At 42.8% G+C, this 15,132-nt stretch carries 9 protein-coding genes, 1 tRNA gene and 1 riboswitch; of the genes, 5 read left to right on the forward strand and 5 right to left on the reverse strand.

The window, feature by feature from the left end; translation table 11 throughout:
- Nucleotides 1–31 precede the first annotated feature (31 nt).
- The gene (locus ACZ5O6_RS00845; RefSeq protein WP_447092003.1) at nt 32–1,189 is read left to right on the forward strand and encodes a M48 family metallopeptidase; all 1,158 of its coding nucleotides are present in this window, start codon (nt 32–34) and stop codon (nt 1,187–1,189) included.
- A 9-nt stretch (nt 1,190–1,198) separates the two neighbouring features.
- Here the strand turns inward: ACZ5O6_RS00845 and djlA are convergent, their stop codons facing one another.
- Nucleotides 1,199–1,984, reverse strand: coding sequence for a co-chaperone DjlA (djlA, locus tag ACZ5O6_RS00850; RefSeq protein ID WP_447092002.1), 786 nt, complete (start codon nt 1,982–1,984; stop codon nt 1,199–1,201).
- Nucleotides 1,985–2,221: 237 nt separating this feature from the next.
- On the opposite strand from djlA, the gene ACZ5O6_RS00855 reads away from it, so the two are divergent.
- Nucleotides 2,222–2,659: a CBS domain-containing protein gene (locus ACZ5O6_RS00855; RefSeq protein ID WP_447092001.1), complete on the forward strand. Its 438-nt coding sequence runs from the start codon at nt 2,222–2,224 to the stop codon at nt 2,657–2,659.
- 87 nt (nt 2,660–2,746) lie between these two features.
- Entirely contained in the window at nt 2,747–3,565 is an 819-nt protein-coding gene (locus ACZ5O6_RS00860) for a CvfB family protein (protein WP_447092000.1), read from the forward strand.
- Nucleotides 3,566–3,628: 63 nt separating this feature from the next.
- Here ACZ5O6_RS00860 and ACZ5O6_RS00865 read toward each other — a convergent pair whose 3' ends face one another.
- A complete protein-coding gene (locus ACZ5O6_RS00865; RefSeq protein ID WP_447091999.1) occupies nt 3,629–4,447 on the reverse strand; it encodes an exodeoxyribonuclease III in 819 nt (272 codons plus the stop codon).
- Between the two features lie 284 nt (nt 4,448–4,731).
- Here ACZ5O6_RS00865 and ACZ5O6_RS00870 point away from each other — a divergent pair, with 284 nt between their 5' ends.
- Nucleotides 4,732–5,709 carry a DMT family transporter gene (locus ACZ5O6_RS00870; RefSeq protein WP_447091998.1) on the forward strand — a complete coding sequence of 326 codons (978 nt, stop codon included), beginning with the start codon at nt 4,732–4,734 and terminating at the stop codon, nt 5,707–5,709.
- Nucleotides 5,710–5,804: 95 nt separating this feature from the next.
- Here the strand turns inward: ACZ5O6_RS00870 and ACZ5O6_RS00875 are convergent, their stop codons facing one another.
- Nucleotides 5,805–6,482 carry an energy-coupling factor ABC transporter permease gene (locus ACZ5O6_RS00875; protein ID WP_447091997.1) on the reverse strand — a complete coding sequence of 226 codons (678 nt, stop codon included), beginning with the start codon at nt 6,480–6,482 and terminating at the stop codon, nt 5,805–5,807.
- Between the two features lie 38 nt (nt 6,483–6,520).
- Nucleotides 6,521–6,668, reverse strand: a riboswitch (cobalamin riboswitch).
- Between the two features lie 566 nt (nt 6,669–7,234).
- Here ACZ5O6_RS00875 and ACZ5O6_RS00880 point away from each other — a divergent pair.
- A complete protein-coding gene (locus ACZ5O6_RS00880; protein WP_447091996.1) occupies nt 7,235–14,293 on the forward strand; it encodes a putative Ig domain-containing protein in 7,059 nt (2,352 codons plus the stop codon).
- Nucleotides 14,294–14,627: 334 nt separating this feature from the next.
- Here ACZ5O6_RS00880 and ACZ5O6_RS00885 read toward each other — a convergent pair.
- Nucleotides 14,628–14,703, reverse strand: a tRNA-Phe gene (locus ACZ5O6_RS00885).
- 138 nt (nt 14,704–14,841) lie between these two features.
- Nucleotides 14,842–15,114, reverse strand: a complete 273-nt coding sequence (locus tag ACZ5O6_RS00890) for an oxidative damage protection protein (protein WP_447091995.1) — start codon at nt 15,112–15,114, stop codon at nt 14,842–14,844.
- Between the last annotated feature and the right edge of the window lie 18 nt (nt 15,115–15,132).

Below are 15,132 nucleotides of genomic sequence, written 5' to 3' on the forward strand. Positions count from 1 at the left end.
CCCATAAATTTTGATAGATGAGAGTGCAACAATGATAGTGGGTCGCTGGTATGCTTTAGGCAGTGCAGAGTCTACCGAAGCGATTTTGCACTTCCCGGGTGGTAGCCTTGTGGAATTGCATGTGTCTGGGCAAGTTGTTCTCAGTTGCCATATCAATGATATTGCGGTGAGCGACCGTTTGGGTAACGTCGAACGTAAGCTCACATTTACGAATATAGGCATTTTTTCTACAGCAGACAACAATGCTGTTGATCAAGCGCTGGGCCATGTTCAGCCACTTAATCGTGTGATTCATTATTTAGAAACCCATATGCTAGCAGTGATTATTGCTATCGTGTTTACTATTGCTTTAGGTGTTGGATTTTTCAAATGGGGTGTGCCTTGGGCTAGCGAAACCATAGCGCATGCTTTGCCGCATAAAACAAATGAGTTAATTGCCAAGCAAACACTGACTTTTCTCGATGACTATTGGTTTGAAGAAAGTCAGTTAAGTGAAGAGAGAAAAAAGAGTATTCGTCAGCATTTTTATGATGAGCTCGTGCCTCTTGATGAACGAAATCAAAGTATTAATTACCAATTACACTTTCGTAGTTGGACGCAAGGCGATAAAGAAATTCCTAATGCTTTTGCACTCCCTTCTGGTGATATTATTCTTACGGATCAATTTGTTACTCTGACGGATAATCAAACAGAAGTGGATGCGGTTTTACTGCACGAGATAGGCCATGTTGTTGAGCGGCATAGCTTAGAAAGGCTAGTGCAAGGCACGTTGGTGACCACGCTGGTGATGTTGGTCAGCGGTGATAGTAGTGGTATTGCAGATTTGGGCTTGGGGCTGGGTGCCGTGCTGGTCAGTAGCCATTACTCAAGAGAGCACGAGCTTGAAGCGGATACCTATGCTTTTGAGCAAATGCTTAAAGCGCAAAAAGACCCCATTGCCTTTTCCAAAATTATGGGCCGAATGGAAGAATATGTTGCTGAGGTATTTTCTCATTCTAGTGTTGAGGATGATTCGGCAGAAGGTGTCGAGCAGGGCGCTCACCAAGATACAGAAGTGGTATCCGACGAGTTAGTTGACTATCTCTCTACACACCCGCCCACAGCAGAGCGCCAACAAAATGCAACGCGTTACAGCGAATGTTTTAGGCAAGGTTTGCTGCAATGTGACGTGGGTGAAGCGGCCGAATAATACAAGCGCTTACTTGCGCGACTTTTTAATAAGGTCATAGGCTGCTTGCACTTCTTGTGAGCGCTCAGTAGCTACCTTGACCATGTCATCGGGTACACCTTGGCCGATAAGCTTATCAGGATGGTACTCACTCATTAACTTTCTATACGCCTTTTTAACTTCAGCGTTACTGGCTTGCTTATCAACCCCTAGGGCGTCGTAAGCATTATCGATGTCAGTTTGCGTGTCGACTTGCCCTGATTGTTGATACCCGCCGCCAAAGGCACCTTGCCCTCGAATCATTCGTATTAAATGCTCAAACGCAGCATGAGAAAAGCGTAATCCTTCAGCAATATTGCGCAGAGCAGCTTCTTCTTTAGGATCGAAATCACCATCAGCCAGCGCAGTATTGACCAAGTAAACCATGAGCATTTGTGTGAGTTGTGGTCTGCGACCACACACTTCCTGAAAGTCGCGCAAGGTATCAGCAGGGTTAAAATCAGGGGCGGCGCCTATTTTGAAGAGCCTTATGGCTTCGCGCTTATGGTCAGCGGTTAAGCCCATTTTTCCCATTAATTGCTGTGTTTGGTCGATTTCTTCTTCAGAGACTCGTCCATCAGATTTTGCAAGGTAGCCAATAAGCGTAAAAGTCGTGCGGAAAAACGTTGTTTGGATTGCTTGCAGTGCTTCGGGTGATTCACTGTGAATAAAGCGCTTTTTAGCTTGATCGAACATGTGCCCAAAAAATAGACCAATGAGTGCGCCGATAAGCCCGCCGGTGAGTAAGCCAAGTAAACCGCCAATGACCTTTCCCATTATTGCCTCGTTATTGTTGTGGTAAAAGTGATATGACGCATAATATTGCGCCTCTGGTTGCTCATAATAAGGGGGTGTTAGTGTCGCGTCCAGATAAAGGCAATATTTATTGTGTCGGTTATCCTAGATGCTTGTGGATTTATGGGTAAGTTTGTTTATGCATCGTCTACAATTAAGGCAGCATCATTTACTTTAACCGCGCCCATGAAACATGCGTGCCTGATAGGAGGCTGAGCGATGAGTAAGCAAGGGATCACTGTTGATCGCCTAATGACATCAACCGTTGTTACCGTCGAGATGGATGATAGTTTGTCGGTTGTTAAAGATATTTTTGATAATACGTCTTTTCATCATTTGCTAGTTGTGAACGACAAGCGCTTATTAGGTGTTGTCTCTGATCGCGACTTATTAAAAGCGCTGAGCCCGCATTTAGGCACGGCTGCAGAAACGCTCCGAGACTTAAGGAGTCTTGACATCAAAGTGCATCAAGTGATGACAAGAGAAGCGATTATCTTACCTCCCCAAGCGAGTATTTATGATGCGGTCGAAGTGTTTAACCGCGAAAAAATCTCTTGCATTCCTATCGTAGATAGTAAAAAACATGTCGTTGGTATTCTTACGTGGCGAGACATTTTACGCGCACTTGAAAAAAAGCATAAGCGAGTTGAGTCGTAATAATAAAGGTTGGTGTTGTTTGTGATATTATCTTTTCCCTTCCTTTTTGTCTTTAATTTTTATCCATCAGCATTTTAGGTATCCCATATGCTAGATCAACAACACCTTCTCACCGTTGATAAAAAAGAGGCGGCTAGTATTTTTGTTAGCACGCGAGAGTGGGGCAGTGTGTACTTGCGGGAAGCGCCTGAAGGTGTTGCTGTAGGAGATAAGGTCAGTGCTTTTGTTTATCAAAATGCGACAGGCGATATTTGTGCAACAGCCGCCACACCCAAAGTGGCTCTGGGGCAGTGTGCTTATCTTCGTGTCGTTGCGATTAATGATGTAGGTGCTTTTTTAGATTGGGGCTTGCCAAAGGATTTATTATTGCCCTATGCCGAGCAGGCATATCCGGTACGCGAAGGCGCATCTTATGTAGTATATGCTTATCGTGATAATAGTGGTCGTACAGTGGCAAGTACACAGTTACATCATCACCTCGATGAAACACACGAAGGATTTTCTGTTGGTGACCAGGTCGATTTACTGATAGCGGGTAAGTCTGATTTGGGTTTTAAAGCCGTGGTCAATGGTAAAGCCTTAGGTTTGTTATATCATAGTGATTTATCGCAACCGCTGGCATTTGGTCATCGCACTAAAGGTTGGATAAAGCAGATTCGTCAGGATGGAAAAATTGATTTAACGATTAATGCGCTCGATCAGAAGACGAGAGATCAATTAGAGTTGCGCATTCTTAAGGCTTTGCAGCAAGCGGGCGGCCGTATTGAGCTGTCGGATAAAAGTACACCTGAGGTGATATTTTCTGTATTCAAAGTCAGTAAAAAGAATTTTAAGCGCGCCCTAGGCAGCTTGTATAAGCAGCGCTTAATTGCTATTTATTCATCGCATGTAGAGCTTACAAAATAATAAACCGAATAACGCCATTAGCGTCGTTAGTATGTTTCAATTTTCAATTAAAAACATCTCTACTTAGTCGATGTCATATTCTATTGTTAGTGGTGCATGATCGGAAAATCGTACTTCTTTGTAAATGTTATCCGATCCGGCTTTGACTTTACCTTTTAGACCTCGACTAACAATATGATAATCAATACGCCAGCCAGTATTGTTTAGCCATGCTTGGCCTCTATTCGACCACCAGGTGTATTCGTGTTCATTGTTGTTAATTTCACGAAAGGCATCAATGAATTGCAGCGGCTTTTCACGATGGTTGTCGGTATCGTTTAATAGCCAGTCCATCCATGCACGTTCTTCAGGTAGAAAACCCGAGTTTTTTTGATTGCCTCGCCAATTTTTAATATCAATTTTCTTATGGGCAATATTCCAGTCGCCACAAATAATATATTCACGTTTTTTACGTTGCATTGAGCGAAGTACATTTTCAAAGCGTGCCATCATGTCATATTTAAAGACTTGCCTTTCTTCTTTTGCTGATCCAGAAGGCATGTAAAGAGAGGCAACGCTAACGTCATCAAAGTCGACTTGAATATATCGACCCTCGCGGTCAACATCTTCCCAGTTTTGTTGATCAATAGAGCCTAAACCTAAATGAATAGCTTTCGGTTGTTTTTTACAATAAATGCCAACACCGCTATAGCCCTTTTTTTCAGCAGAATGAAAGTAGCTGTAATAGCCTTCGGGATGATAGAGCGCATCTTCAATTTGATCGGGTTGTGCCTTTAATTCTTGTAAGCAAATAACATCTGCATCTACTTTTTTTAACCAATCAAACATGCCTTTACGTGCGGCTGCTCGAATACCGTTTACATTGATAGAAATGACTTTCATTTTTTCTCTATACTTTTATTGAACATGTAAAAATTATTGTGTCGTTAAATTCAACTATAACATTTTATTTTCGTATTTTATTAAAATTATTATAAGAATATAAAGAGTATTGTTGATGGCTGTGGTATTTTCCCCGGCGGTTAATGATGACATCAATCATTTAGAAATTTCTAAATAAGTCTTCTGCTGTTGAAACCAAATAATAAAACGGTCTTTTTTGACGGTTATTCTACTAATAGCTGAACAAATAGTTCAGTTATTAATATTCAGCATAGGGATTATTTATGCCAGTTTGGTTTTATATATTTTTAGGTGTGGTGGTTAATTGTCTATGGGGAACGGCTTTTTTAATTCCTCATTATTTAAGCGATATCAATCCCATTGCTATTTCTATGGGACGCTATCTTGTCTATGGTTTGGTTTCCCTTTTTCTTGCTCTTTTTACGCTTAAAAAACTGCGGCAATTAACGGTTAGGCAGTGGCGTTATGCTTTTCTTTTTGCTTTTCTTGGTAATGTTGGATATTACCTTTGTATGGCGCTAAGTGTGCATTATGGTGGTATCACAACAGCCGCGTTGGTTGAAGGTGTAACTCCGTTAATGATGATTTTGGCGGGTTGCATTTTTGCCAAAAGTAACGATAAGGATTTTGGTTTTCAGTCACTGCTATTACCTTTTTTGATGGTGCTGACAGGCGTGGTATTGTTAAAACAATCGTATGTGCCTCAAGGTGTACATGCCGCCACTGATTATTCTTGGTATTTGGGTTTTTTCTTTGCGATTGCAGCGCTATTACTTTGGGTATGGTATGCGTTTTCTAACGCTGGTTTTATGAAGGAAAATCCAGAAGTTTCTGCAAGTACTTGGTCTGTCGCTATCGGTGTTGGATGTTTTTTTCAAGCAGTATTAGGAGCTACCGTATTTTCTTTACTTTCGGAAGGCTCACTTGTTCGCGTAGGAGCCTCTCTAGCTACGCCAATCATGAGTTTGGTAGCTGCTTGTTTATTTTTGGGCGTTATTGTTTCATGGTTAGCAACGGTATGGTGGAATCAAGTCTCACGGCATATACCCATCATGATCATCGGGCCGCTATGTGTATTCGAAACCTTGTCCAGTTTGTTTTATGGCTATTTGAATGATCAACGGCTGCCGGGCATGGGTGAAATATTGGCAATATTCTTAATGGTAGGCGGTGTGTTGTTGAGTATGTTAGTGATGTCGGGTAGCTTGAAAAAGCCAGCGCTTGTATTGCAGGAAGGGTAATTAAGGAATCCCTGAGAGATTTATTGATAGCGATATGTCTGGTGATCGTCGCGCTACAATATCGAGTACTTTAAAGTAGAGCGACGATAAAAGAATTACGCTGAATGGTATAAGCGTGAATTAACGCTGCGGCTATTGCTAAGTTGATTAATCGTTTTTGCGCCAGCCAACACTGCAAGGTCAACAATAGGCTCGATTAACACGACTAGCATGTATGCAGCGCCAAACGTACTAACAGCGACTAAGTTTTCAGCGCCAAAGCCTTGACCATAAAGCGCCCAAAATACAACCCACGCAACAATACCGCCTTGATACATTAGCGATAATTTAAGTACTTGGGAATAAGCTAAGTCTTTGTAGGCGACATTGCTTGGGATAATTTTTTTAGCAATCATCGACATGGCAAATAATGGCACTAGCAGTGTGGTGACATTAACGGTGTAGTTCGGCATATCGAAAGGAGCAAAAAATATACCTTGTGCGAGTAAACCTAATGCTAAGCCGATGGCGGCAGGTACCGCGCCAAATAAAAGAAATAAGGTTGATCCAAGGATAAGGTGTACTTCAGATACGCCCACTGGATGATGTGGTAGTACTTCAAAAAACATCAATACGGCAATACTTGCTAAGAATACTCTCGCGACTAAAGAAAATAGTCCTTGCTGCTTTACGGTATTCATTACTTGCGATGCGGTATATCCAAGAACAGCCGCTGCTGTTCCATAGCTTAATACCATTTTTGCGCCTTCAACAACGCCAACTTCAATATGCATAATAGTCATCCTCTACGTATTGCACCCACCGTGCAACTAGAAATAAAAAGCGTTAGGCCGGTCTCCAGACTCTTGTTTGTCGTTTAATTATTTGCGACTAACAATTACTGTTGCGGGGGCAGCAGTCGATTTGCACGACTTTCCCGTTTCATTTGCAGGGCAAACACCTAGCACCGTCGAAGCGGATTGTAGCATGTGAAATCGAATGAGGGAGCAATAAAGCCCATACATAATTGTTTGTTAAGCATGCGCTTGTCGATATGTTGCCTTTACTTTTTGAGGTGACGTAGCGTCATTAAGTTGGAAATAGGTTGGATAGGTATGTAATGAGAAATTATCAGATACAAAAGTCAGCTAACGGAGTCATGGTTGTATTGTTGAGGTGCTCATGTATCAGGCCTAAAATTTGTCGAAGCACGCTCATAAGCTTACGGTAGATAAAAATACAGGGTGAGTTAAATCAGAGGTTATTGTTCAAAACAGGCCCGTATCGCTATTTCAACCCCCATTTATCCTAATAGTAAAAGTTTCCTATCTTTGTTAAAGCCGTTACGCCAATGTATTTTTTCTTGGATGGTATAGGCGCTGGCTATGACGAAGAGGTATAAAGTTTGAGCTTGAGTCGCTGAAAATCTACTCGTTGTATTATGGTGGTGCTTTTGTAAAGGCTCGTTATATCCGTGTTGAAATTGTTTTACGATAATTTTATAGTGGTGAGATAAATAATAAACAAATAACGACAGGGATTAGCCATGCGCCATCAAATATTTGTCATATCATTCAGCTTTTTATGTCTTTTTATTTCTAATAACACTTTTTCTGCAGATTACCCACCTAATATTGACTACGGCTCTGCTGGCGATGTTTTAGCTAAGCGAGGCGGAGATCGTGGCCGCACTTCAATTTTAAGTATTTCAGGCCCCTTACTCATCAATAATCCGCAAGAATCTGGTTCATCATCTGTTGGTATTGTTCCTGATTTCACTGATTCAGCATGGGACTTATCTGATCTAACTAATCCCACGCTTGTTGCAGAGCACAATTGTTTTGAGGGTACTTGTTACAGGGGAGCTGGAGTTCATTCTCATGCACATTTTACCCGCTATGACAATGAAGCCGCTTATGTGTCTGTTGGCCGTAATTTCCGGTTTGGTACAGGTGGTTGGCTACGTTACAACTATCAAGGTGAAACGGTTGAAGATAGCTTGTCATTTGGTGAACCGCCATGGGGGTTGCCAAACTGGGCGTACAGCAATCTAACGTCTCCATATCATACAGAGGATTATTGGCAATATCTTTTTGCTCCTTCTGAGCAATATTCTATCCGAGAGCATGGCTGGAGTGATGCACAAGTGTACGCCGAATGGGATCATATTGGTCTTACTGGTACCACAGGCTTCCCTATTTTTTCTGGTAATTTTTTGATTTTTGCTTCAGATCAGCAACAGACAGGTATGTCTATTTATGATATTTCGGGTATGCATCAGGGGCAGCTGCCGCGACTGGTTAGTCACTATAACCCAGAGTTAGTTAACCCCAACGGTAACATAGAGCGTTTGGGCGGTTACTGGGTTGAACCTTATGGTGCGAATAAGATTGTATGGTCAGCTCGAATAAAAGGAGCTACTCCCCGTCGCGAATTTCCTTCATTATTTATGGTGGATTTTACCGATCCAGCTAACCCTTTTCTCAGTTGTGAAATTTACTTTGATCAAGATAAAAATGATCCGTCAGATGGTAATGCTCGCAGTAATCCGATGTATGTGAACTTTCAGGATCGCTATGCCTTTGTGGATCATTTTAAGGTGGATTTAGATGCTTGCGAGAATGCTTATCGTGACGATCAGCATATTGATCAGCAGGAGTTGGTTAATATTATTGATGTATTAGATGGTTTTAGCCACGCTTGTGATTCAAGCCAATATTTTCGTCCATTAGGTCAGGTGGGTGCATTTGGCGGTGCTGATCGTTTCGAGACCCAAATGATTATTGAATACACCGGTGGTACGATGATCGAAGGCGCTTGGCATCGTGTAGGCCGCGATGGTGAATATGGTTGGGGCTTTCATGTAGGGCGGACAGTTGATGAGGGTATTTCAGCGATATTTAATGTTGATATTCAGGTCGGTGATATTATCGAGTCTAACGGTAATGTTTATACTATTACGGATGTTTATATTGATGAGCGCGTTAATGAGCAGGGCATGTGCTTTATTGTCACCAGCGATGCTCCTGATACTATCCCACCGTATGTCTCTGGCCATCGCCCACTCGCCAATGAAGCGAATGTGCCAGTGGATACCTTTATTCACTTCCATATTCCTGAAACTCTACGTAGTGATACCTTAGCGGGTGCGGTAACGGTAACCAATACTCGTACGAATGAAACAATTACATTTGATATGCTTTCTAGCCACACGGGCACCGTCTCTATTTTTCCTGATAATGATTTAACTTTCGGTGATGAATATCGTGTTGATATCGCCGGTGTTGTTCAGGATTACATGGGCAACATGATGGAGCCTTATTCCTTTAGTTTCACCACGGGAGAAAGTCAATATCAAGCGATTGATATTAAACCGGTTGAGCCTGCACCTTCAACGGAGAATCCCTTTGTCGCTAATCATTCGGGCAATTTAGCTTGTGAAGCTAATGATGGTTTTGATTTAGCGTGGGCGGTGAACCCTCATAACGATACAGTAAGTATGCTGCGTGCCACGATTGATCCGAGTACTTTTACTGTAACGACAGAAACGTTTGACAGTGTGATTGTGCAGGCTGGTGGTAAGCCGTCATCGGTGACACGAACGGCTAACTGGTTGGCGGTAACTTACAGTGATTTAGATGTTATTCGTTTTTATCATGTTGATGATTCCGGCACTACCGCAAGCGAATCCTCTTGGGAAGTTGAGTTTGACTACGGAGCCAATCCGGTAGCTTCTGTCGCCCATGATGGCATGTTGTATGTGTCCCTTTATAACAGTGGCCAAATTGCGAAAATTGATATTGCTGAGCAACAGTTGATTTCGACGTTAACGGTAGGGGATAAGCCTAAGGCTATGGCTCTCACCAGTGATGGTTCGCGTTTGCTGGTAACCCGTTTTATTTCTGACAAAGAGTATGGTGAGGTTTACGATATTGCCACTGCAGGCAATATGGCATTTCGTGATCCTTTGCAGCCCGAGATTCGAGTGAATAAAGTATTAGTGCCAGATGACCTTGATCATGGCAGTGGAGTGCCTAATTACTTACGCAGTATCGTGATTAGCCCTGATGACCAAACGGCTTACATTTCGGCAAATAAGGCTAATGTTGAACGCGGTCAGTTTTTAAATAACCTATCACTCGATGATGACAATACCATTCGTCCAATGATTGCGATATTGGATTTGGTCAATCATCAGGATAGTAATATAGACCCAACAACTCAGGAGGGTACTATTGACTTAGATAATGCTGCAGACCCTTCTGGTATGACGATTCTTCCTGATGGAGTTACCCGAGTGCATGCATTGCAGGGGAATAATGTGATTGCATTTGTGAATCAAAATAATAACATTTATCGTGCAAGCACAGGCGCAGCTCCGCAGAGTCTTTGTGCCACGCCTCGTAATTTATACGTGAAAAATTTTACGGATCGTACTGTGACCCGCTTGGATATTGCGGATCATATGTACTACGGTACGCAACCGCGTGTTGAGGAAACATTAATCACCGTGCTTCCAGAAAATGATACGCTTGCTGCAGAAGAGTTGCGTGGTTTGCAAGTCTTCTATCATGCCCGCGTTCCTGATATTTCTCCTGAGGGTTATATGAGTTGTGCCTCTTGCCATGATGATGGTGGCCACGATGGTATGACATGGGACCTTACACATATGGGTGAAGGCTTGCGTAATACCATTTCTCTACGTGGTAGTAGTGGTACTCGTTTTGGTAATTTGCACTGGTCGTCTAACTTTGATGAAGTGCAAGATTTCGAAGCACAGCTTGAACATCTCAATCGTGCTGAGGGTTTGATTGAAGGTCTTACTTTTACTAATGATGTATCGCCATTGAGTGAAACTACAAGTGGTATTTCACCTGACCTAGATGCCTTGGCTGCTTATGTTAGCAGCTTACAAAAAGACAGCGTATTGCGTTCACCTTATAGTAGTAACGGTGCTTTACCCCCGTTAGTGAAGCAGGGTCGTGTATTGTTTGAAGAAAAGGGCTGTCGTGACTGTCACACGGGAGCGGCGTATCGTGATGGTTTAAATCATGATGTAGGGACAATTACGGCAGCATCAGGCCAGCGATTAGGTTTTGCTTTAACTGAAATTCGTACACCTACTTTAGTTGAACTGTGGGATAGTGCGCCGTATTTGCACGATGGTAGTGCCCCAACATTAGAGTCAGTACTGCAAAATACTTCTCACACTTCTACAACATTTACCGAATATGAAAGTGATGCGATAGTGGCTTTCCTGCGTAGTTTAGATCGCCGTTATTATATACACGACGAAGGTGAGCAAAATACTAGCCCTGTGCTTAATACTTCGTTGAGTGATCATAGCGTTGAGGAAAGTAAACCTATTCATATTGCTTTACCTGACAATCTATTTAGTGATGCGGATAATGATCCATTATTGATTACCGCCAGTTTAGTCGGTGGTAGCGAGTTACCTTCATGGTTATCATTTGACGTCGCTAATAATGTCTTTATCGGTGAGCCTCTGGCGTCTTCGGTTGGTTCGTATGATATTACTGTGTCGGCTCGTGACGGTCAGGGCGCGCAGGTCAGCGATGATTTTACGCTTGTTGTTGCGACAGATTGGATATTCTGTGCCAACGAGGGAGGAACATGCACGGTACCTGCTGAGGCTACGGTGCGTTATGGTGCGAGCGATAGTTACTCTTACCAGCATTATGTGCAGAGCGAAGTGGGTTGTAATAATCTTGTATTTGGTGACCCTAAAAAATGGACGTTCAAACACTGTGAATATAAGCCAACATCTTCTACTGAGGGCAATGTGCCCCCGGTAATAAACCTGAATATAAGTAGTCAGGTGATGGATGCTAATCAGTCGTTTGAATTGGTGTTGCCCGCTAATACGTTTGTCGATGCGGATAATGACCCTCTATCTATTAGCGCATCATTAGTTGATGGGGAGAATTTGCCAGGCTGGTTGACCTTTGATAAAGCCGATAGTCGTCTTAGTGGTACTCCATTGGTAGGGGATGCCGGTGATTTAACTGTGCGACTAACAGCAGATGATGGTCGTGGCGGAGTAGTAAATGGTGATTTTCTATTGAGAGTTACTGACTGGGTGTTCTGTGCTTATGAGGGACAAACTTGTGAGGTACCTGCTACAGCGACGGTTCGTTATGGTATCGCCGGTTTCTATAACACACTAACTGCTGTTGATAATTCTGTAGCCTGTCGTAATGATACATTCGGCGACCCAATTTTTGGGCAGCCTAAGCAGTGCCATTACCGTTTGGCTACAGAAGGTAATAGTTCCCCAGTCTTGAATGCTTTGATTTCGGATCAAGCGACATTGGTCAAGACGGCGTTTGAATTCGTATTGGCTACTGATACATTCGTTGATAGTGATAATGACCCTTTGTCACTAATGGCAACACTTGCAGGTGGTGTCGATTTACCCTCTTGGCTTCGTTTTGATAGTGCTAATCGCCGTTTTATTGGCACGCCATCCGTAAATGATGTGGCGACGCTAAGTATTTGGATAACAGCGGATGATGGTAGGGGTGGCATTGTAAGTGATGAGTTCGTACTAGAGGTTGTTGTGCCATCTAGTGATTGGGTTTTCTGCGCAAATGAGGGGCAAAGCTGTGTGGTTCCAGAAACAGCGACTGTCCGCTATGGTGCGGCTGATTCGTACAACACGTTGACTAGTATTGAAGGTTCTTTAAATTGCAATAATAGTGTATTCGGTGACCCGATTTTCGGAGTGTATAAACAATGTCAATATCGCTTGGCTTTTGGAAATAATGCGCCAACGTTGAATGCCCCAGTTGCAGACCAAATCACTTCAGTCGATTCAGTATTTGAATTTGTGTTAGCTGCAGACACTTTTGTAGATAGTGATAATGACCCACTATTATTAAGTGCGGCACTGGTAAATGGTTCAGGCTTGCCAGAGTGGTTGACCTTTGATAGTGCTAATCGTCGCTTTAGTGGTACTCCAGCAGTAAATGATATAGCGACTTTGGTGGTGCGTGTAACGGCGGATGATAGTCTTGGCGGGATTGTCAGTGATGAGTTTGTTTTGGAGGTAGAAAAAAATACATCGACAATGTATGTGATGATCTTTAAAGAATCGGACTCTGATAACCCTAATGATGCGTATCTCCATTTAGCGGAAGTTGAAGCTTATGATGCATCGAATAACCCGCTAGTATTTACGAATGCTACGATGATCAATGACTATGGTGCCGAGTATTCAGCGGATAAAGCCATTGATGGGAATACCCGTGGTAACCTGAGTGGTCAAGGTGACCCTATTGCTCATACAGGTACCGGTAATGGTAATGTGTGGTGGCAGGGTGAATTGGAATTAGCGCCAGAGCAAACGATTGAGGCTGTCAAATTATATAATCGCAGTGATAATAATTTAGCGCGAACAAAGGAGCTGCATATATTAATTTTAGAGGAAGACTTAAGTGGCGTAGCTGATTTGACCTTGGTGCAGGCACAAGAGGTAGCTATATCCCAAATTTATGTGGAAACTCCAGTGACGGCGGGTAGCTTAGGTGGTTCAACTTATGCCATCCCATCAAGCACTGTTGAAGATGAAAATGTTTTCCATGTCATGGTTTTTAAAGAGTCAGATTCTGATAACCCTAATGATGCGTATCTTCATTTAGCAGAAGTTGAAGCTTATGACGCATCGAATAACCAACTTAAATTTACTGATGCAAAGATGGTTAATCAGTTTGGCGATGAGTATTCCGCGGATAAGGCGATTGATGGGAACACTCGTGGTGATTTGAATGGTCAGGGTGACCCCATTGCTCATACAGGTACAGGTAATGGTAATGTGTGGTGGCAAGCTCAATTGGAGTTGGAGCCAGGGCAAATGATCGATACCGTCAAATTATATAATCGCAGTGATAACAGTTTGAGACGAACGAAAGAACTCCATATCTTAATTTTACAGGAAGATTTAAGTGGTGTAGCTGATTTAACCTTGGCGCAAGCGCAAGCGAGTGCTGTATCTCAGGTTTATGTTGAAAGTCCAGTGGTGGCGGGTAATTTAGGTGGTTCAACTTATGCTATGTCGTCAGATGCTATGGAAGATGAAAACATTTTCCATGTCATGGTTTTTAAGGAATCAGACTCTGTTAACCCCAACGATGCGTATCTTCATCTGGCTGAAGTTGAGGCTTATGATGTGTTAAATAATCAGCTCGTATTTACTCATGCAACGATGATTAATCATTTTGGTATTGAGTATTCGGCAGAAAAAGCGATTGATGGTAATACGCGTGGTGATCTGAATGGTCAAGGTGACCCTATTGCTCATACAGGTACCGGTAATGGTAATGTGTGGTGGCAGGGTGAATTGAAGTTGGAGTCGGGGCAAGCGATCGATACTGTCAAATTATATAATCGCAGCGATAACAGCTTGGGGCGAACAAAAGAACTTCATATTTTAATTTTAAAAGAAGATTTAAGTATTGTGGCGGATTTAACCTTGGCTCAGGCGCAAGCGAACGCTATATCTCAGGTTTATGTCGAAGACCCAGTAGTCGCTGGTAGCTTAGGTGGTTCAAGTTATACCATACCATTACATACCGTTGTGGATTAACATACTTTTCATGTCATGTTTCTTAAGGTATTAAATTCTAATAACTCTAGCGATGTGTCTCTTAACTTGAGGGAAGTCGAAGCGCATGACGCTTCGACTAGTTAGCCGGTTAATCCCAAGCAGTAACTGGGCGCTCAAATATCAGGTGAATTTCCAAAACATATTTATCTTAGCGAATCGAGTATTGGCCGGTTAAAAAGTGATGTGTTGGAGTGGCTGGAAAAGAGAAAATCGTAACGGCTACCAAAATGAGAAACTAGCACCAAAACTGACACCAAATCATATTTTTCATTATTGGGATTTTATGAAAACAGGCTGGAGGCCTTATGATGAATGGTGCCCGGACTCGGAATCGAACCAAGGACACGAGGATTTTCAATCCTCTGCTCTACCAACTGAGCTATCCGGGCTTCGCTGCAACAGAAGGCTCCAAAGGGTGGATGCCGTTGCTTAGAAAGGCGCGTATTAAACCTGCTCTTGCGCGTTGAGTCAAGGGAAAAACCACGAGTGGCGATGATTTTATTTTGAGTTTGCTTTTGGTAGCGGCATCAGTCGCTTGGCGGGACATATCCTTCTGCTTGCTCGTAGTCTTCGTTATTGAAAAACTTCTCACGTTGCTCTGCAAGGTAAGTGCGTGCACCCATATCCATCATGTTGAGCTGCTTCTCATTAATGAGCATTGTTTGATGTTGCATCCATTCGCCCCATGCTTGTTGGGATATATTATCAAACACGTCCTGCCCTACCTTGCCCGGTAGTGGGGGAGTGGTTAAGCCCGGCAGTTCTTTTTGATACTTCTTGCAAATCACCATGCGAGACATTGAGAAAACCTCAGTAAT

The organism is Eionea flava (assembly GCF_055393785.1).

Excerpts from the sequence above, each read along its gene's own strand:
- ACZ5O6_RS00845 (WP_447092003.1), top strand. The coding sequence starts at position 32 with ATGATAGTGGGTCGCTGGTATGCTTTAGGCAGTGCAGAGTCTACCGAA.
- djlA (WP_447092002.1), bottom strand. The coding sequence starts at position 1,984 with ATGGGAAAGGTCATTGGCGGTTTACTTGGCTTACTCACCGGCGGGCTT.
- ACZ5O6_RS00855 (WP_447092001.1), top strand. The coding sequence starts at position 2,222 with ATGAGTAAGCAAGGGATCACTGTTGATCGCCTAATGACATCAACCGTT.
- ACZ5O6_RS00860 (WP_447092000.1), top strand. The coding sequence starts at position 2,747 with ATGCTAGATCAACAACACCTTCTCACCGTTGATAAAAAAGAGGCGGCT.
- ACZ5O6_RS00865 (WP_447091999.1), bottom strand. The coding sequence starts at position 4,447 with ATGAAAGTCATTTCTATCAATGTAAACGGTATTCGAGCAGCCGCACGT.
- ACZ5O6_RS00870 (WP_447091998.1), top strand. The coding sequence starts at position 4,732 with ATGCCAGTTTGGTTTTATATATTTTTAGGTGTGGTGGTTAATTGTCTA.
- ACZ5O6_RS00875 (WP_447091997.1), bottom strand. The coding sequence starts at position 6,482 with ATGCATATTGAAGTTGGCGTTGTTGAAGGCGCAAAAATGGTATTAAGC.
- ACZ5O6_RS00880 (WP_447091996.1), top strand. The coding sequence starts at position 7,235 with ATGCGCCATCAAATATTTGTCATATCATTCAGCTTTTTATGTCTTTTT.
- ACZ5O6_RS00890 (WP_447091995.1), bottom strand. The coding sequence starts at position 15,114 with ATGTCTCGCATGGTGATTTGCAAGAAGTATCAAAAAGAACTGCCGGGC.